This is a genomic window from Candidatus Nomurabacteria bacterium (assembly GCA_023898625.1).
Lineage (GTDB): Bacteria > Patescibacteriota > Saccharimonadia > Saccharimonadales > JAGQNJ01 > HK-STAS-PATE-36.
On record CP060231.1, the window covers coordinates 254,250 to 273,079 of the forward strand.

General features: G+C 39.4%; 20 protein-coding genes and 1 pseudogene. 5 read left to right on the plus strand and 16 right to left on the minus strand.

The window, feature by feature from the left end:
* Window positions 1–6 precede the first annotated feature (6 nt).
* From H6793_01305 to H6793_01315, 3 genes and pseudogenes are all read right to left on the minus strand, one after another.
* Entirely contained in the window at window positions 7–915 is a 909-nt protein-coding gene (locus H6793_01305; GenBank protein ID USN95782.1) for a hypothetical protein, read from the minus strand.
* Window positions 916–1,049: 134 nt separating this feature from the next.
* Window positions 1,050–1,187: pseudogene (locus H6793_01310) on the minus strand (collagen-like protein).
* 173 nt (window positions 1,188–1,360) lie between these two features.
* Entirely contained in the window at window positions 1,361–1,582 is a 222-nt protein-coding gene (locus H6793_01315) for a hypothetical protein (protein ID USN95783.1), read from the minus strand.
* A 60-nt stretch (window positions 1,583–1,642) separates the two neighbouring features.
* Here H6793_01315 and H6793_01320 point away from each other — a divergent pair, with 60 nt between their 5' ends.
* Window positions 1,643–1,915, plus strand: coding sequence for a hypothetical protein (locus tag H6793_01320; protein ID USN95784.1), 273 nt, complete (start codon window positions 1,643–1,645; stop codon window positions 1,913–1,915).
* On the opposite strand, the gene truB is transcribed toward H6793_01320, so the two are convergent.
* The gene (gene truB, locus H6793_01325) at window positions 1,901–2,575 is read right to left on the minus strand and encodes a tRNA pseudouridine(55) synthase TruB (GenBank protein USN95785.1); all 675 of its coding nucleotides are present in this window, start codon (window positions 2,573–2,575) and stop codon (window positions 1,901–1,903) included. The two genes, H6793_01320 and truB, sit on opposite strands and share 15 nt — an antisense overlap.
* Window positions 2,576–2,611: 36 nt before the next feature.
* A complete protein-coding gene (locus tag H6793_01330; protein ID USN95786.1) occupies window positions 2,612–4,312 on the minus strand; it encodes a hypothetical protein in 1,701 nt (566 codons plus the stop codon).
* Between the two features lie 166 nt (window positions 4,313–4,478).
* Here H6793_01330 and rpsT point away from each other — a divergent pair, with 166 nt between their 5' ends.
* Window positions 4,479–4,862, plus strand: a complete 384-nt coding sequence (gene rpsT, locus H6793_01335) for a 30S ribosomal protein S20 (protein ID USN95787.1) — start codon at window positions 4,479–4,481, stop codon at window positions 4,860–4,862.
* Here rpsT and holA read toward each other — a convergent pair.
* Window positions 4,846–5,763 carry a DNA polymerase III subunit delta gene (holA, locus tag H6793_01340; protein ID USN95788.1) on the minus strand — a complete coding sequence of 306 codons (918 nt, stop codon included), beginning with the start codon at window positions 5,761–5,763 and terminating at the stop codon, window positions 4,846–4,848. The genes rpsT and holA overlap by 17 nt on opposite strands.
* Window positions 5,760–6,641 (minus strand): bifunctional DNA-formamidopyrimidine glycosylase/DNA-(apurinic or apyrimidinic site) lyase, encoded by an 882-nt coding sequence (gene mutM, locus H6793_01345; protein ID USN95789.1) that lies wholly within the window; start codon window positions 6,639–6,641, stop codon window positions 5,760–5,762. The genes holA and mutM overlap by 4 nt, the downstream gene beginning before the upstream one ends.
* A 72-nt stretch (window positions 6,642–6,713) precedes the next feature.
* Between mutM and H6793_01350 the strand changes: the two genes are divergently transcribed.
* Window positions 6,714–6,959, plus strand: coding sequence for a hypothetical protein (locus tag H6793_01350; protein USN95790.1), 246 nt, complete (start codon window positions 6,714–6,716; stop codon window positions 6,957–6,959).
* Here the strand turns inward: H6793_01350 and H6793_01355 are convergent.
* From H6793_01355 to polA, 4 genes are read right to left on the minus strand one after another with little or no spacing between them, the layout of a single operon-like run.
* Window positions 6,936–7,103, minus strand: coding sequence for a hypothetical protein (locus H6793_01355; protein USN95791.1), 168 nt, complete (start codon window positions 7,101–7,103; stop codon window positions 6,936–6,938). The genes H6793_01350 and H6793_01355 overlap by 24 nt on opposite strands.
* A gap of 18 nt (window positions 7,104–7,121) precedes the next feature.
* The gene (locus H6793_01360) at window positions 7,122–7,535 is read right to left on the minus strand and encodes an HAD-IA family hydrolase (GenBank protein USN95792.1); all 414 of its coding nucleotides are present in this window, start codon (window positions 7,533–7,535) and stop codon (window positions 7,122–7,124) included.
* An 18-nt stretch (window positions 7,536–7,553) separates the two neighbouring features.
* A complete protein-coding gene (locus H6793_01365; GenBank protein USN95793.1) occupies window positions 7,554–8,123 on the minus strand; it encodes a hypothetical protein in 570 nt (189 codons plus the stop codon).
* Window positions 8,124–8,178: 55 nt separating this feature from the next.
* The gene (polA, locus tag H6793_01370) at window positions 8,179–10,806 is read right to left on the minus strand and encodes a DNA polymerase I (protein ID USN95794.1); all 2,628 of its coding nucleotides are present in this window, start codon (window positions 10,804–10,806) and stop codon (window positions 8,179–8,181) included.
* Window positions 10,807–10,851: 45 nt separating this feature from the next.
* Here polA and H6793_01375 point away from each other — a divergent pair, with 45 nt between their 5' ends.
* Window positions 10,852–13,635: a cation-transporting P-type ATPase gene (locus tag H6793_01375; GenBank protein ID USN95795.1), complete on the plus strand. Its 2,784-nt coding sequence runs from the start codon at window positions 10,852–10,854 to the stop codon at window positions 13,633–13,635.
* Between the two features lie 2 nt (window positions 13,636–13,637).
* On the opposite strand, the gene H6793_01380 is transcribed toward H6793_01375, so the two are convergent.
* The 4 genes from H6793_01380 to H6793_01395 form a co-directional block, all read right to left on the minus strand.
* Window positions 13,638–14,642 carry a squalene/phytoene synthase family protein gene (locus tag H6793_01380; GenBank protein ID USN95796.1) on the minus strand — a complete coding sequence of 335 codons (1,005 nt, stop codon included), beginning with the start codon at window positions 14,640–14,642 and terminating at the stop codon, window positions 13,638–13,640.
* A 28-nt stretch (window positions 14,643–14,670) separates the two neighbouring features.
* Window positions 14,671–15,768, minus strand: a complete 1,098-nt coding sequence (locus tag H6793_01385) for a polyprenyl synthetase family protein (GenBank protein USN95797.1) — start codon at window positions 15,766–15,768, stop codon at window positions 14,671–14,673.
* Between the two features lie 108 nt (window positions 15,769–15,876).
* Window positions 15,877–16,839 carry a hypothetical protein gene (locus tag H6793_01390; protein USN95798.1) on the minus strand — a complete coding sequence of 321 codons (963 nt, stop codon included), beginning with the start codon at window positions 16,837–16,839 and terminating at the stop codon, window positions 15,877–15,879.
* A 17-nt stretch (window positions 16,840–16,856) separates the two neighbouring features.
* Window positions 16,857–17,228 carry a hypothetical protein gene (locus tag H6793_01395; protein ID USN95799.1) on the minus strand — a complete coding sequence of 124 codons (372 nt, stop codon included), beginning with the start codon at window positions 17,226–17,228 and terminating at the stop codon, window positions 16,857–16,859.
* Between the two features lie 150 nt (window positions 17,229–17,378).
* Between H6793_01395 and H6793_01400 the strand changes: the two genes are divergently transcribed.
* On the plus strand, window positions 17,379–18,170 hold the full coding sequence (locus H6793_01400) for a hypothetical protein (protein USN95800.1): 792 nt from the start codon (window positions 17,379–17,381) through the stop codon (window positions 18,168–18,170).
* On the opposite strand, the gene H6793_01405 is transcribed toward H6793_01400, so the two are convergent.
* Window positions 18,154–18,747 carry an AAA family ATPase gene (locus tag H6793_01405; protein USN95801.1) on the minus strand — a complete coding sequence of 198 codons (594 nt, stop codon included), beginning with the start codon at window positions 18,745–18,747 and terminating at the stop codon, window positions 18,154–18,156. The two genes, H6793_01400 and H6793_01405, sit on opposite strands and share 17 nt — an antisense overlap.
* Between the last annotated feature and the right edge of the window lie 83 nt (window positions 18,748–18,830).

Consider the following 18,830-nt stretch of genomic DNA (forward strand, 5'->3'; position numbering starts at 1 on the left):
GAAATATTATGCTAGAGGGTATCTTATAATAATCACTCCCGCTGCTCCTGGGCCAGGCGAGCCGCCTTCCCATCCACCACGTCCTCCTCCACCCCCACCGCGATTGGCAATTGCGGGTGTCCAAGAATGACCGCCATTTCCAGCACCAGAACCACCACTGCCCCCAGCACCCGATCCACTCCAGGTTCCGCCACCTCCACCAGAGCCATAGACCACAGTTGCCCCTGATATACTAGAAGAGGTCCCAGCTGCGCCATTTCCTCCCGTGCCTCCAGATGCCGGTGAGCCTGCGGTCGCTCCAGCACCTCCTCCACCCCCACCCGATGGTGCGCCACCAGAAGCCGTTGAGTTGGATCCGCCACCACCACCGTTATCAGTCCCAGAAACAGCTCCATCACCACCTTTCAATGACGTATGAATTGTATCGAATACTGTATTTGAAGCCACTGCAACGGAACAATTATATATTCCAACATTTAATATTGTAGTTGAAGAGTACACATCGCCACCAGAACCTCCACCAGCGCCACGGCCAGCAGAAGAACCTCCACCATTACCTCCTCCACCTACACAAAGATATTCCACGTTAAGGCTTGGTATGAGAACTTCGAAATCTCCAGATGTAGTAAAGGTATGGACTCTATATGGTGTACCAGCTACGTCTATGATGGTCTCTGTACCGCCAGTTGCTTGCTGGGTAGGTGTCCATAATTCATTTCCACCAAACCATACACCAGAACCAAGCTTGCCATTGACCCGAAAGGTCACTAAATCGCCAGGAGTTGCGTCATTTGCTACAAAATAGAGCTTACTGGGGTCAACTGCACCAGCAGAACTAGTCACAATCTCGATGTCATTAATAGATGCCCCGATTTGCACCCATTGTGTGCCATTCCAAATCTTGCGGGTGCTCATGGACTTGTATCTTCCCAGATATCACCGTCAACTAGGGTAAAGCCTTCGGTTACTGGGTCTACTGATCCTACAAAAATTCGTGCATTTGGTTTCTCGACATAATCCCCACCTTCGTAAAACCATACACGCGAAGTTCCGCTGTCTCCGGTTGCGCCTGTAGCTCCAGTAGCGCCAGCTCCAGTAGCGCCTTGTGGTCCAGCCGGTCCGGTTGCCCCAGTATCTCCTGCAATACCCTGTGGTCCAGTTGCTCCCACAGGACCTGTAGCTCCTGTGACTAACATAGGGGAAATCGCCCCCGGTTTTATGCTTCCATCAGAATCGTGTGATACCGCTAAATACTCGTTGAGGATATCACCCCATTTACCACGATCTTGGCCTGGTATTGGTAATCTTGGCATTAGTTTACGTTTACAAAATTAGGTATTTGCACTCTGCTATTCATGTTCTACTTCCACAACCCCATATTTGATTTATCACTGGTTCCGCCATAAGCATCACCACCATACCCTAATGTGCTCACCTTAGAGCTTGATTTGCTAAAAATATCACTAAGATTTTTTAATAATGACGTTACTCCAACAACAGAAAGTATTCCAGCACCAACCAATCCCAAAAACTCAGTTCTGGTCATTTCTTTTTGTAAAATATCTTCTACGTTTATTTTCATATACTATCCTTATGCTTATGCTACAATAGACTGTATACTAGTTAATAGAATTTGTAAATAATGATGCCTTCTATAAACACAATTACTACAGTAAGTCACTTCAACAACGTAGTGTCCTTTAGTTACTTTGCCGAATCTAGTACCAGAAATTACGGTGATGATGCCTACAACAGCACCCTGTACAACGGTGAAGATTATCAAAAAGCTGGCATTAATCAATTAGTGAACTCTGGAACCGTAGTTTCATTAACCCTTATAGTTGGTGCAGTTCTAATAATAACCGCCATACTCATGAGAGTTCGCAAGCGATCATCCAAATCAAGTAAACATTAAGTAATTCAGTAGGTTATCGTCAGTTATAGATCTAGCATCTTTTAGGTAGTATTTACCTACGTGCGTTCGTTGTAGTTCGGTCATATATGCACCAGTTCCTAGTTGACCACCAATATCTTCTACTAATGACCGGATATATGTACCACTACTAACAGTTGTACCAAATTTAACAATTGGATAGTGATAGTCGATATCGTTTATTTCGTATATTGTTACTCTTCGTGACTCTAATTTAAAATCCTTACCTGCCCTAGCTAATTTATATGCCCTCTGGCCGTTCACCTTAACCGCCGAATAAGCAGGCGGGATTTGGTCTATGTCACCAATAAAACCTCTTATTACTTCTTCAACCTCTTGTTTGGTGGGTTGATTGTCAGATATATACTCTTTTTCTCCCTCTTCATCTCCGGTTGAACTTGTTTCCCCTAACTTCATAGAAACTTGATACGTTTTATCCTTCTTTGATAGTTCAGATGCTTTTTTTGTGTAACTGCCAATGACAATTATTAATAGACCGGTAGCTAGCGGGTCTAACGTGCCACAGTGCCCAACTTTTGGCTTCTTCTGGCCTGTTGATTGACGAATCAAGCCCCTAACCTTGGCTACAACATCAAAACTTGTCCAATCCTTTGGTTTGTCTATTAATAAAATTCCATCCATTGTTAGGATTGTACAATATAAGTTAGTGCATACCTATTAGCTCATCGGAGGCATCATTGGTGGCGGAACCGGAGGTGGTGGAGTCGGTGGCTGGTCGGTTCCTGATTGTTCTGGTAGTAAATCATTACTTTGAGGTACAAATCCAGGATAATTATTTTGGATTTGAGCAGGATCGGTAGTTGTCTGAGTTATATTTGATTCTGAGGAATGAATATTATCATCTAAAAACTGAGCGCCTACACTCTGGAGAGGATTAGGTTTTAGCTCCGACGACGAAGACGCCTCCTCTACTGCTAATCGTGCTGTTTCTAAGTTATCGATTGGGTTGATATCATCTACTGGCTGCTCATTTAAGCTTTGTATTTTAGGGGGTTCAACCTCACTTACATTACCCTGCACACTAGAGTCAGCCATATTTTGAGGCTTCAGCTCTTCGTTACTTAGAGTAGTTTCACTGGGGTTAGGAATGCTAGATTGATCTATGCTAGGATTACTGCTTAAATTTGATAATGTTGCGTGAGGACTACCAACTTGTTCTTCTATTGAACTCAATGTCTGTGATGTAGTTGGCTTAATGTCGACACCCTTAGAGGAAACCGTGTCTGATGATGGCATCACCGCGGGTTTATCGCGCGTAATAATAGCATCGTTGGGCGACCTTCCGCTTAGTGGGTCAACACTAGGATCAAGATGATTGGCTTCAGTGTTGGCAGTAAGCGCACTACCTAGAGTTGGTGGCTCTAACGCTAAACGACCAGACTTTTCTTTTTTGTCATCTTCTTTTGGTTGATCTTGTAACCCTGTCTTAAAATTACCCTGCTCATCTATATGAATTTCACCCTCTTTACCAACTGCTCCATCATCAGCAGGTAATGGTAATTCAGTAGATGTTGATTCTTCTTTTTGTTCAGCTTTGGGGTGATCAATCTCTAGAGCTCCATCATCTTTTTTCTTTTCTTTTTTGTCATCTTCTTTTGGTTGCTCAACCTTCACGGGCTCTTCAAGTTTTGTAGCTACTAGCTGTTGGTTTGCCCCAGCTGTCATTAATTTTGAGCTAATACTCATAGTAGCAGGCGTGGTCTTTGTATTACTAAATCGTTGGGTTTCAGCTACGATACCCGTCAAAAATGCAGTTGCCATTTGTGAATCCAGTTGGTTCGGTTGAAGTAAGTCTGCCAAACTCGCAATCATTTCTGATAAACTACTGGCTTTAGGATCGTTCCAATTTAACGCCCCTAAATCTGCAGGTTTAGTGTTATTGATAGATATTACCGTTGCATCGTGCAGAATACGTCCGTGAGCCATAATTGCTTGGTCAAGTTCTTCTCGAACATGTACCCCAATTGCCATAACAACATCAACATTGAAATCTCCTTGGCTAAAATCTAGGTCAGCTTCACTTAAACTCGTCCTATAAGGAGTGATGAAGATTCTCACTACTTGATCTTCAACCTTATAACGCAACTTATCTGCCTTACTTTTATCTAGTGAAATAATAAAATCACGCAATGAATTAGTATCCTTCTCTAGAGTCTTGTCAGGCTTAAGAAACTCTATTGTAGAAGGAACCTCACCACTAAACACAGCAGTTGCATGCTTTCCTAGCTTGTTCAAAAACAATGTTAGCCCAATGCAGGCAGATAGCTGATCTACATTTGGATCCTTCTTAACAGTAACCAGAACATTATTAGTCTGCTTTAGCCTATCAACTATACTTTGCTTTATATTTGGATCCATATTTTTACTTTTCGTTACTAACTATTGTCAGAGTACCATAACCATTTTGTATTGTCTATACATATCAACAATAAATAAACCATCTTACTATTTACAAAACAGAGGTTATGCGCTATAGTTACACAAATCAAGTTATATAATAATTAAACAAGGATTAATTTTACTAATGCCAATCATTAAGTCTGCAAAGAAAAGAGTAAGAATTGCTGATAAAGCAACTGCTCGAAATCGCAAAACCAAGCGTAACGTAAAGAGCTCTATCAAGGCTCTGATGTCTAGTATTTCAGGTGATAAAAAGCAAGCTTCCGAACTACTATCAAAAGCTCAAAGAGAAATTGACGTTGCCGTAAAAAAAGGCGTACTACACAAAAACAAAGGCGCTAGAAAAAAATCCCAATTAGCAAAATTATCAAAAGAAGCAGGGATAAATCCATCCTCCTCTAAAGAGAAAACTGCCAAGAAACCAGCAACAAAAAAAGCTACTACAACTAAATCAACCGCCAAGAAACCAGCCAAAAAACCAGCCAAAAAAGCTACCCCAAAAAGCTAATACGATTCATGAATAGTAGTATTGCTTGATCGGCATCAACTTTGCTATTTTTTATAGAAAGATCAAGTTCATGAGCGACTTTAACTAACTTTTTGATTTGATGCATCGAAAGTTTTTGGGCTAACGTCATAGATTTTTGAATACTATAGGCTTTTATCTTTGATTGCGAAGCAATTTCTTGAGATGTTTTGCCTCTTGCCAACTTAACCATTGCCAGTAAATGCAATTGCCAGCCAATCAATCCAATAATTACCTGTGGTTCAACTTTTTGAAGTCTTTGCTCTTTATATAGTCGTTCGGTTTTTTCTCTATATCCTAAAAATGCAGACTCTAACAAATCAAAGGTGGAGCTTTGTGGTCTAGATTCTACCAACATCTCAATGGTTTGTTGTGAAATTTTTGAGTCGTAAATGATCAGCTTGTCAATTTCACTTTTCAGTAGCATCTGGTTCTCGCCAACTTTATCAATCAGCAGGCGTGCATCAGTTGATGAAATCGTTCCCCTACTCGCTTTGGCATAGTTTTGTATCCATTTTGGTAAATTGTAAGTGGGCAAATTTTCAAAAGATTCGAAATTAGGCTTTGATTTTAGTTTCTTGTAGTAACTTGCACGCTTATCAATCTTTGATAATAGAACAACCACGGTATTCTGTTCTGGTACATCGACTTCTAATAGCCTTTCTATAAGTTCCTTATCTGCTACGCCTTTTAGTATTACTAATTTTGAAGGGCTTAAAAAGCTCAAATTACCAACAGCATCGATAACACTCGCGACAGATACACCATCCACATCAACCCTTTCGACTGCTAAATTGCCATATTTGCTTACAAAGGTGTTTGTTATCTCATTGAGCTTTTGTTGCAATTCAAAGGCATTATCGCCAGACAAATAATGTATCATTTGTATCCTTTCGGAAGCTTCTGTTCGTGTGGGCAAATATGCGTGCCACGTCCAGCTACACGTAATTTAATGATTGTAGTACCACATTTTGGGCACGGCAACCCTTCTCGTCTAAAAACCTTTGCAAAACCTAGATAGCTACCTTTATTGCCGTGTGCATCAACATAATTCCTGTCGCTCGACCCACCATTATCAATACTCAATTGCAACACTTCTTGGATTGCATTAAATAATTCTATTTTCTTCGATGTAGCAATATCTCTGATTCGTAAACTAGGATGAATACCTGATAAAAATAGAGCTTCATCCGCATAAATATTGCCAATTCCAGCAACTATTGACTGATCTAGTAATACCGATTTTACGCCAGAGTTTTGGCGTTTATTTAATTGTTCAATAAATAAACTAGAAGTTATTTTATTCCCTAATGGTTCGGGTCCAAGCCTTTTAATAAAATCAAAACTATTCACATTGGCAGTGAGTAATAATTTTATCCAACCAAACTTTCTCTGGTCATTGAAAAACAACCGAGATCCATCATCAAAAACAAATACTACTCTAGTAGATTTATCTGGTAATTCTCCCACCAAACTGTCTGTAGGGTGTCCTGCCCCGAAATTATCTTCGCCACGAAACACCAACTGTCCAGTCATTTTTAAGTGAATAAGCAAACTATGCTTTGAATCTAGCTCGATTATTAGTAATTTGCCGCGACGCGTAACTTTAGTAACTTTAGATCCTAATACATAATTCTTTAAATCTTTGTTATTAACTAAAAAGCTTTTATTCCAACTGATGTCAACTTGTTTAATGCAGTGCTTTGGTAATAATCGTTGGAGTCCTCTTTTAACAGTTTCTACCTCTGGTAACTCTGGCATAAATTAATTGTACCAGTGATTCACACGTCGTATTATTAGATTTTAAATATTACTACAATGTATAATTAGCAAATGGCAGATAAGCTAGGTGACTTGCTACAGCGAAGAGACGCGCAAAATGAACCTGATGAGTTCTCAATTATTCGCAAATATGTTCAAGACAGATTCGAAGTTACACCCAAATTAAGTATCACGAAAAGTGGTATATCTATTGGTGTGCCTAATTCAGCAATTGCAAGCAACTTACGTTTTGAGCTTTTTGAGCTTGGCCAAAAACTAAAATCAAAGAAAAGATTATTTATCAGAATCCTCAGGTAATTCACTAAGTTCAGGAAATTCTTCAACATCAGCGCCAATCACGAGCATGCCAGCAAAATCTACTACTGGCTTGTGGGTTTGGCCAATATTTACAAAATTGACTTCTGTTTTATCATTTGGTTCTTTGTCATATTTTTCAGGCACAGAATTATATACTATCACTCAAGCTTTATTATTCAATATTGAGTTTATTGTAATTTTTAAATTCGAAAAGCGTGTGTAATGTACGATATAAAAACCAAGGTTGCTTGCTATAGAGCAATTCATTTCTGAATCATCTATAAGTAGACATTCCTCAGGACTAACGCTTAATTGATCGCATACGTACAAAAATGATCTTGGGTCAGGTTTTGTAAACCCAATATCGCCACTAGTAAATATATTCTTAAAAATACCCCTGTCTCCAACATCTGAATATTGAGATATTTTGTCACCTATACTAGGAATATTTGAAAGAATTACGCAGTGATATTTGCTAGATAACCGTTTAGCCAGGGATAATACCTTCTCGTCCAAGTCCTGGGTTTTAGGTCTATACAACACACCATAATAATCAAAGACTATAACTTTAATCATTTAAAATGTTACTTATATTTAAAAACTAACCCCTTGTATAAAGGTGCTATAGTCGGGAATTTGATTCTGGAAAAGTGTCTGAACATTACTTACGTTTCCGCCGAAAGTTCCACGTGCCGAATTACACGAGGTAGACCACAAAGATTGTTTTGTATCTGAGCCGTTAATTATATCGTAATGGTATCTCTTTCCGTTTGGGCAAGCTCCAAGTGGCACCACATTCCGTGTAGCTACCTTAGGCTTGGTAAATCCACTATTCTGTAATCCTGCTAAAAATGCTTTGTATGCATCTCTATCGTTTAATAAAGTTTGACTTTTTAGTACATTACCTTGATATCCATCATAAATAACTGCTGTTCTTTCGGTTTGACCTATGGTAATCTGCAAAACTCTGTGCTCTTCTCTGGCGTTTATCTTTCCTTCTTGCGTAAACCGAACAACAGTGTTAGTGTCTGCATAGTTCGTGATGTTTGTTTCTCTATTAACTCCTACTTGCTGTTTGGGTTTATCTCCACTACGAGCAAAAAACCAAATAACAGAAATAAAGATCAATAAAACTACAGCTCCAGCAACAATAAATTGTCTCATGATTAGATATTATACCACTTTTAATACACTAGTGCAAAATATTACGTTAGCTATGTTAAAGCTCGCCCCAAGTGTTTCCCACAGAAACATCGACTGTTAGTTTTACTGGTAACTTATAGACGTTTTCCATTGTTGTCTTGAGTATACTCTCGACTTTTTTTGATTTTTTGGTTGGACATTCAACTAGTATTGAATCATGAATTTGAAGTAATTGTTTGCAATCTTCGTCTAGGATCTTATCCACCTCAACCATTGCCATCTTCATTAAATCCGCTTCTGTCCCTTGAATAGGCATATTGATTGCAGCCCTCTCGGCAGAGGCTCTAACCATAAAATTACTTGAATGTATATCTGGAACCGGACGTCTGCGACCAAACATTGTCTCTACATATCCTAGCTCTTTCGCTTTGACCTTAACATCGTCCATATACTTAAGCAATGGCTTCCTGAGCTCAAAATATCTTTCAATAAAATGATTTGCTTGCTCAAATGTCATGCCGGTTGCAACACTCAACCCATGTGGACTCATTCCGTATAGAATACCAAAATTAACCACCTTAGCATCGCGTCGCATATTTTTGGTAACATCTTCTGGATTACGCCCATATATCTGTGAAGCTGTAGCTGTATGTATATCAACACCTTGATTGAACATATCGATGAGCTCTTCGTCTTTGGCTAAAACCGATACTAATCGAAGTTCGAATTGCGAATAGTCGGCACTGACCAATACCTTACCTTCACCGGCAACAAACGCTTCTCGAATACGATTACCAAGCTCTGTTCTTACAGGAATGTTTTGCAAATTAGGATCATTAGAGCTTAATCTTCCCGTTTGTGCTACGGTTAATGCGAAAGTTGTGTGTAATCGATTACGTTCATCCACCATGGTAGGTAAGGTGTCAATGTAAGTATTCTTCAGCTTTGTAACCTCTCGGTAGCTTGATATTAAATCTATGATCTCATGTTTTCCGCGCAATTTATCCAGCTCTCTTACCGCAGTAGAATACCCTGTTTTACCCTTTTTTATTCCTTGTGTCGGCAACTTCAAGTCAACAAATAAAACCTCAGCCAGCTGAGACGGACTGCCAATATTAAACTCTTTGTCGGCAAGCCCATAAACTGTTTGTTCAATGTCAGAAATTTGATCTTCAATTTCTATAGCAAAAGTTTCAAGATATTTAGTATCTAGCTCTATTCCTTCAAACTCCATACTTGATAGAACTGGAATGACTGGCCACTCAATATTTTTTGCCAATTCTGCAACCTTTGGCATAGACTTTAATTGATTCTGTTGCATTTCATATAGCAACCATATACTCTTAGTAACCTCGCCTGCCCGTTCCACTAGCTCTTCGTTACTAAGGATATCGAGTTGCGCACCATAATGTAAATCCGCTTCAATTAGTTCACTTAATGATTGCTCACGTCTCAGGCTATTTATCAAAAAGGCTCCAACCATTACGTCGTGATTAATATCAGAAAGTCTAACGCCAATCGACATACAAGCCTGAAGGGTGGATTTTAAATCATACCCTATCAGTGCAGGTAGCTTGCTTATAAACTGTACTATTTTTTTTGAAGATAGTTTGTTTAGTTCAAGTGTATAGGTTAGAGACTTTGATGGACTAACTATAAATACTATAGGGTCTTTACCGTGCTTACCTAGACACCGAGAATGTACGACGACTTCTTTAACTTTATCAAAGTTAATATCATCTAAAGCTCGATCACTAGAGATAACTATATTTTTTGACCCAGAAACTGAATGTGTTTCTGGTGGGGCAATGTCTTGATTCCATATCTCGGCACTCACACGAAGTAGTGACTTGAATTCTAATTTTTGCAACACCTTTCTAACTTCTTCTGGATTGCATTTACTACCATCAACTTCACTAATATTTAACTCTATCGGGGCATCTAGCCAAATCGAAGCTAACTTCTTACTCAAGTATGCTAAGTCTTTGCCAGCCACCAACTTTTTTTTCGTACTCTCACGTATTAGCTCAATATTGTCATAAATTCCATCTAGCGTTTTGTATTGCTTGAGTAGATCAATTGCTCCCTTCTCACCGATTCCTGGCACCCCCGGAATATTGTCAGAACTATCGCCCTTTAAAGCTTTTAGGTCAAGAAATTGTTCTGGTAGCAAACCATATTTTTCATAAAAGCTTCCTGGGTGATACAACTCAATATTGCTTAATCCCTTTTTCAGTGCGTATACGCTTACATTAGGGTTTATTAGCTGGAGCATATCCAGGTCGCTTGTTATCAACATGGTATCAATATCTTTTTTTGTCGCCTGAACAGCTAAAGTACCCATTATGTCATCTGCTTCAAAATCATCTAGTTCGTAGAGAGGCCAGCCAAATGCCTTCAGTAGGTCATGGAGTATTGGAATTTGCTCATAGAAGTCGGGAGGTGGTGGTTTGCGACCAGCTTTATATTCTGGATACATTTCAAGCCTCTTCCGGATATTAGTTTTTGGTTTATCCCACGCCACGCATACATAATCTGGCTGTAGTTTACGAATAACCTCAAGCGCCATCGATGCGAAACCAAAGACACCTCCAGTTGGTGTGCCATCTTTGGTGCTCAAATTCGGCATTGCAAAATAGCCTCGATAAAAAACACTTTTTCCATCGATTATAGCTAGTTTTTTTCTAGCATTTTGCTCCTTCATAACTACAGTATACGCCAATTTTACTTTATACTTAGCTTTAGTATTATGAACGACAGCAAACATACCCCAGAATACCAAATTGATGCAACTCAGGTTTTAAAAAAACTTCAATCTTCAAAAGATGGACTTGCTAAAGTAGTTGCCGAAGAAAGGCTTGGCCGTTTTGGCTCTAATACCTTAGCCGAATCACACAAAACACCCTGGATTGTTCGATATCTAAAACAATTCCTAGATTTTATGATCTTACTACTATTAGTTAGTAGTGTTATTTCATACTTTTTAGGAGATAAGCGCACGGCTTTTGTTCTGCTAGCCCTAATAGCTTTCAATACAGTTATCGGTTTTACTCAAGAATTTAAGGCTGAAAAGGTTATGGAGTCGTTAGTAAAACTTATTGTCCCGGAAGCAAAAGTTCGCCGTGATAGTAAGTTAGAACTAATCCCATCGAGTGAGATTGTTCCGGGAGATATTGTTTACATTGAAGAAGGTGATTCTGTTCCGGCAGATATTCGTTTGTTTGAAGAATCAGAATTATCGACTAATGATTTTGCGCTAACCGGCGAATCAAATCCTTCACGCAAGTTTATTCACGCCATTTCGGTCATCACAACCCTAGGGCGTCGCAATAATCTCTGCTTTTTAGGAACTACCGTTGCTACCGGACATGGCTACGGTGTTGTTATTGGCACTGGCATGAATACTGAATTGGGTCGTATTGCAAACCTTAGTCAAGATACTACATCAGATATTAGCCCACTACAAAAGGAGATAAATAACATTGCGAAGTATGTTACTGTTGGCACGGTAATATTGTGTGCTGTACTGCTTCCTATTGCAATTCATGCTAGCCTTTCAGTGAAAGATGCTTTTCTTTTTGCTATCGGAATTGCTAGTTCGATTATTCCACAAGGACTACCGGCTGAGATAAACACCTCACTTGCACAGGCCGCTAATAAACTTGCAAAAGCCCGTGCTTTAGTGAAAAAACTATCTGCAGTTGAGACACTGGGAGCTACTAGTATTATTTGCACCGACAAAACAGGAACTCTAACTAAGAATCAGATGACCGTTGAGCAAATAATCGTAGGGCGCGATACATATCAAGTAACTGGATCTGGCTACGAAGCCAATGGAGTAATTCAACAATCTGGAGTTAATCTGACCGACAAACAACTTGAAGCATTGCAGTTATTCTTTGTAGCAGGAGTATCGGCTAGCAACGCTCAAGTTGAAGCACCCGACGACCAACACCCAATTTGGTATGCAATCGGTGACCCAACAGAAGCATCCTTGGTTACACTAGCCCGTAAAGCTAAAATCGACACGGACGAGCTACAAAAAAACTCACCCGAACTTAAAGAATTCTCTTTTGATTCAGGAAGAAAGCGCATGTCCTCAATACGTAACTGGGGAGAAGACAACAAGCCATACGTATTTGTAAAGGGTGCACCCGAAAGCGTTATAGAAAAGTGTAGTTTTATCCTGATTAATGGAAAGCAAGTCAAACTTTCTGCAAAAGAAAAACAAAACATTCTAGCAACAGCAGAAAATCTAGCTGAGTCAGCTATGCGAAACCTATCCATTGCATTTAAAGTTTTGCCGAATAATTCCAAAATAGATAATCTAACTATGGATCAAGTTGAGAGTAACTTAACCTATCTAGGGTTAGCGTCAATGATCGATCCTTTACGTGATGAAGTTCCAGATGCCATGCAAAGCGCACATCAAGCAAACATTGCTGTGTCAATAATTACTGGCGATAATGCAATCACAGCCCAAGCCATTGCTCTAAAAGCGGGTCTAGCAAAAAGTCGAGATGATATTAAGTTAGTTCGAGGCGAAGAAGTTAACTCACTTTCAGATCAAGCAGTCATCGAAATGACAGCTAAAGGAAGTGTAATATTCTCTCGAGTTAGTCCAGAAGATAAACTTCGTATTGTTGGATTGATTAAGGATAGCGGAAGAATTGTAGCCGTTACTGGCGATGGAATTAACGACGCGCCCGCGTTAAAACGCGCTGATATTGGTGTAGCTATGGGCAAAACAGGAACTGATGTTGCTAAACAGTCTGCCGACATCGTACTACTTGACGACAGTTTTCATACCTTAGTTAGTGCAGTTCAACAAGGTCGTATTGTTTTTCAAAATATTAAAAAAGGTACCCTGAGCTGTTTTACTTCAAACTTTGCTGAGTTAGTTGTTAACCTTACAAGTTTGACCGCAGCCAGCCTCCTGGGAATACCCTTAGCATTAACAGTCATGCAGATATTAGCAATTGACCTTATTGCGGAATTGTTCCCTATCGCGGCACTTGGTTGGGATAAAGCTGATACTGATTTGATGTCTAATCAACCCAGGAATCCTAAATCTCACATTATTAATCGTAGTAGCTTCTCTGACTTAATGATGTGTGGTCTTTTAATTGGTGGCTTAGCATTCATGAACTACCTGTGGTTCTTTGGTAGGCATGGATACGATGCTAGCTCGGTTCAATCAGGAAGCACAATCCATATGCAAGCAACTGCCTTAACCTATCTGACTATCGTACTCTGTCAGCTGGGCAATATTATTCAACGTCGTAGTCATTTAGGAATTTTTACGAGGTACCAACTCCATAACAAACAATTCTGGGTAGCAATATTCATTTCAATATTCTGCGTTTTGAACGTTATATACAACCCCTGGATTTCATCATATTTTGGTTCCGCATCGCTATCATTATCAGACTGGTGTTTCGCCGTTGGCGCCTTAGTAATATTTTTAGGAATCAGAGAATTTGAAAGAATTCATGCTATGAGACAATCAAAACCAGAAGTTACTAAAATCTAGTGCTATTCTTCGATTTCTATATATTTATCTTTTAATTCTTTAGCCTTCTCTTTAGCAACACTTGGAGCTTGCTTAATCTTCGGTATCGTTGCTTTTGTAGCTGGCTTTACCTTTTTAACACCAGCTTTGACCTGTTTTGTTGTTCGTACTGTAACTCGAGCAGTACCTTTAGCAGAGTTTTGTATGATCTTTCGAATAATCTGTCTCTTGCGAGGAACAAGCTTTTTATCAAAAACCATTAATGGGTCTGCTTCAATTTCGTCAATTATCCAAGAATAGATACTAATAGTTGTCCGAATTGGCACCTGATAACGCTCCGGAACATAAGTAATCCCCTTATCTGCATCATTCTGCCATTTACGAAACTGTTTAATTTGTGAAAATATGAACTTTTCATATTCCTTATGATTAGCCTTAGCTTCTTCCTCGGCTAAGTTTTTTAATCCATATTTTTTTAGTTCACTAGCAGGAAAGTATTGCCTGCTATTACTTGCGTCATCACCTATACTCCTAAGTAGATCTGCCCATTTTATGGCTCTAGCCTGTAATTGCACTGCAGGATTAGACTCTTCAGGTAAATTCAAAATCTTTGCTAGCATCAATCCAACAGTCTCAGAAGAACCATAAATATACGTTAATAATTCATCTATTGAAGAATACTTCTTTGAATCAATATCCATCTTCATAGATTTAAAGAAACTCGCCACCCAGGCAGTATCAAACTTATACTTGTGCTGTAAACGAACAATATGTTTTATTATTCTAGTGTCAGTATCATCCCATTGGTGCGCAATCGCATCAAAACTATTATTCGAAATAGCGCTCTCATAAGATTTTTCTAATGCTAGTACTTTCTTATGGTTATCCTTGGTGTCTGCATACATTTTGACCGTCCCAACAAAACCATACAACCTAGCTACATCCTCCCTAACCTTTTTAGGGAAAAACTTACTAGTAATGTAGAAAGTTTTATCGATATTTTTGGTAATACTAGAGACTTCTTCCATTGTCAACATTATACCACTATTACATAACCTAAGCTCTACGATCAACGAGTGTATCTGCTAGACCCTCTAAGAAATCAACCCCTTCTCTATTCCAATCTATAGTTTGTTTACGAATAGATTTTTTGGCATATTCGATACACCGTGTTGCTTCTTTTTTAGCATACTCTAACGATCCAGAGTCAACGATAATATCCCTACATCGTTCGAATTCAGACATCGTTAAATCTTTATTGCCTAGCATCTGGATTAAAAAGTTCTTATCTGCTTTATCTGTATTCTGAAGCGCATATAAAGATAACAATGTCTTTTTTCCCTCTTTAATGTCATCCATAGGACTTTTGCCACTCTCAAACTCGCTCCCAAATATACCCAATATATCATCTGTAATTTGAAAAGCTCTGCCTGCGCTCAGGCAATAATCTCGTACTGCATCTGTCGCACGGCAATCTGCACCAGCCAACACCATCCCGAAAGTTAAGGGGTTCAGAAACGTGTAGTAAGCAGTTTTCCACTCTAAGACATTATCGATATCCTTCATCTGAACATCAGAATTAACTTCATTCATGATGTCATTGGTTTGACCGTGCGCCGTAGTAACCATAGACTGGTTCAATATACTTGAAGCCTTTATTCTAAGCTCTTCGTCCACATCAAGATTTAGTACAATAACTTGTGAAGCATGATTGCCTATGCCCATAGCATTTAAGGCTTGTGAAATGCCAAAATGTTCTGAATCACCAGATAAGTAGTGTTTACGATGATAGTCTGCCAAAGCAACATGTGCTGTTGGACCACCCCTACGCACTAAGCTGTTATCCTGAATATCATCCATTATTAAGATGTATGCGTGAATCATCTCTATGGCACGACTAGCCTGGACTATCATTTTACGATTTTCTCCACCCATCATTTCATAGCCGGTAATAACTAGCGAGCCCCTAATTCGTTTTCCACCTCTCTTTAAGATATCAATGAATGCATCTGTTGCAACCCTAGAATAGGCTCCGTAATTTGATAGTGTACTTCTTTGAATATTTTTTGAATACAACTCAATATCCGCATCAATAAGCTTCTTGTACTTTGCTAATTTTTTTGCAAACAATTGTATTTCAACCTTCTGGTTCATTTATTCAAGTATACACTTATCTGTGTAATTATGAACTTATACGTAGAATAAATAGCCTAGACATGTCTCAGCAATCAATACCGCCAAAGTATTGAGGCGAGGAGCAAATTAAGCTTCTAACCTAGAAAGTTGTTGACTAGCTTTATAAGCTTCACCTGCAAGCTGGTTCAGTGCAGGTGGCTCAGGCATAGACTCTTGCTTAACAATTGCAAGCTCTGCCGTACCATAAGTCGGAACTTTTATCACTACATCTGTAGCTTTGCTTGCACGTATGGCGTCTATCTCATTTGACGGCTGATACGTTGAGCTAGTTACGAATCCAATCGAATCTACTCCATCAACTTCCGAAATAATACACATTTTTGCAAAGTTATCTGGACGTTTAAAACTACGGTTGCCTGCCTCATCTTCATGCCATTCACGATCAATTCGCATTACAACTGCCGGCACATCACCAACCATTCCGATTTGACGAAATTGGCCAGTTGATTCATGCGTTAGCTTACCGTCAATTGTATAACCATAAGGTAAAACAACTTCTTCTTGTGCAACAAAATCATGGTGAGCCCTAAATACCTGTTCAGCAACTTCATACTCTGTTGTGCCAACATCTTCTACGGATAATCCAAGTACCTTAGCTGTTAATGTCTGCTCTTTGTCAGATATAGCTCGCTCAGAGTCACCAGACATAATAATTACACCTGGCTTTACAACTGACTCAGAAGTTATATTTAGCTCGGCTAGCATCTTATGGCTTTGACCTCCTTCAAGAAGCGCCAAGTACCCCTCCTCCAGACCAACCGTTGCGGCATCGCGGTTTGTTTCACGACCAATACCAATTTCTGACATTGCATCACGAAACGCAACCTCTTGATCTTCACTTAGCTCGACGCCAAATTCAATATCCTGTCGACGTTCCTTGTCAGCCGGATTTGGAAAAACTTCGATAGGGTTCTGTGTCGCATCACCCGTAATTGATTCGACAGCACGAGCCAAACCTTCCTTTAACCGCTCTTCTATCTCTTTCGCTGAAAGTTGTGGCTCTTTTAAATTTCTATCCTTATCTACCATAATAATCCTTTCCTTATTTACTCTAAACCGCCTTCGCCATAGTCAATTTCAAGCGCCTGAAGCCATTCGCTATTGTTGCCCTGACAAACAAACCTGTCGGCTACAAAACCGCCACAACCATCTTGACATTCGGCAATTGCACTTCTAGCCATCAACCTTAACGAGTCTGCGCCCGAACTAATAGTGTCGGCCTGTTCGTTCAACAATTGATATGCTGTAACAAATCTGTCATCAGGCGTATGGTATTCAATCGTATTATCCGCTTCCAAAGCCTGTTCTCTTAAAACCTCAACATACTCAGACAATTCATCTGCCTTTAATAAGGCTTTTTTTGGAAGTGCCATTCTTGGACATTCAGCACATTCTGGTTTTATATCTACTATGGTCATAATTCTCTACCTCATTAGGATATTTGATATTTTACTGGTTTTTTAATTTTTGTCAACTCTTTTTCACACAATACAGCATTATTATATCTGTTAATTTTCTTTTGTGAATACGTGTTTCACAACTTATATTTATTGTGTTAGAATAAAACTATGGTCATAAACGATTTAATCACGGCCGGGCTAAATACTACACAAGCAGAAACCTATACCCTGTTGCTTAAGCATGGATCCGTCTCCCCGCCACTACTTGCCAAAGAACTACATCTAACCCGATCAAATACATACAAGGTATTAGATCAATTAACAGAACTTGGCTTGGTACGCCGAGAGGTAAATTTGAAAAAATACATCTACTACCCTGATAATCCCTTAGCGCTAACAAACCTTGTAGCCGAACAGCGTAATGTTGCCACTGCCCGAGAAGAAGCCGTTAAACGAGTCATGAACGATCTACTGTCAACTTATCATAAGCATAACGAGCAGCCTAATATAACGGTGGTAACCGGGCATGATGCAGTTGTAGAGGCATATCATGCGCAGATTCACCTACTCAAACCAATATTTTTCTTGCGTTCGCAGTCAGATATTGCCTCAATTGGATTTGATGATATGCACGAAATCCGCACCAAGCCGAGTCGACATAACGTTCAACGACACGGCATAACTCCAGACATGTCGACTACCCCAGTGAATCCCGAGATAGATACACGTAGTAATCTTGAACGGACATGGATTAAAAACGAGGATTACAACGCACCGGTGGAATGGAGTGTTAGCGGGTCAACCTTGCTAATTGTGCTGTTTGGCACCGAACCTCATGCTATAACAATTACCAATCCAATTATTGCTGGTGCTTTCTTGCAAATCTGGAAACTACTCAACAATACCCTTAAGGCTATGCCATACTACAAGCAACTACCAAGAGCTAATCATAAAGTCTAAAAGTTTTTATTGCCAAGTTTTTAAACTCTTCAAAGCTACTACCATTATTTTCGAATATATCAGTTGCCTGACGCTTTACATAGCTAGTATCCATTTGTACATCAGCCGGCAAGCCATCTTGGGGAGTTTCTTGTAGCTTTTCTTGATCTAGCATTTCTTTTAAGGTCTGTTCAGCTTCACCTTGGCGACGAGCAGACTGCGAACGCCTGAAACGCACCTCATTACTTGCTTCAACCCAAATCAGCTTACCTTTGTTCTGTTTGATAAAATCTACCTCTATCGGGGCTCGTACACTGAATATAACCAGCCCCTTGTATTGTTGACTTGCTTCAGCCTTAGCAAAGCGCGATAAAGCCTGCTTTAATGCAAAATCTGCCCCAAAATTTGTCCTTAAATAATTTGATGTCTCTGTCATGTTCTTGACGGATATTGGATCTTTCTCGTTAGCATGTCGCCTCCTTGATTCATCACGGACAATATCACCTAAAGACACCCCAAAATATCCATGCGATATAAATAATTCAGCTAGTGAATCCTTACCACTACGAGGTAGACCTGCTATTCCAATAATGTTCATTGTTTATTCCTTCTCCTTTTGAAGTAAATATATGGTAATAATACTGCACAGGCAATAATGCTTGGTAAAAATATCCAGATTAT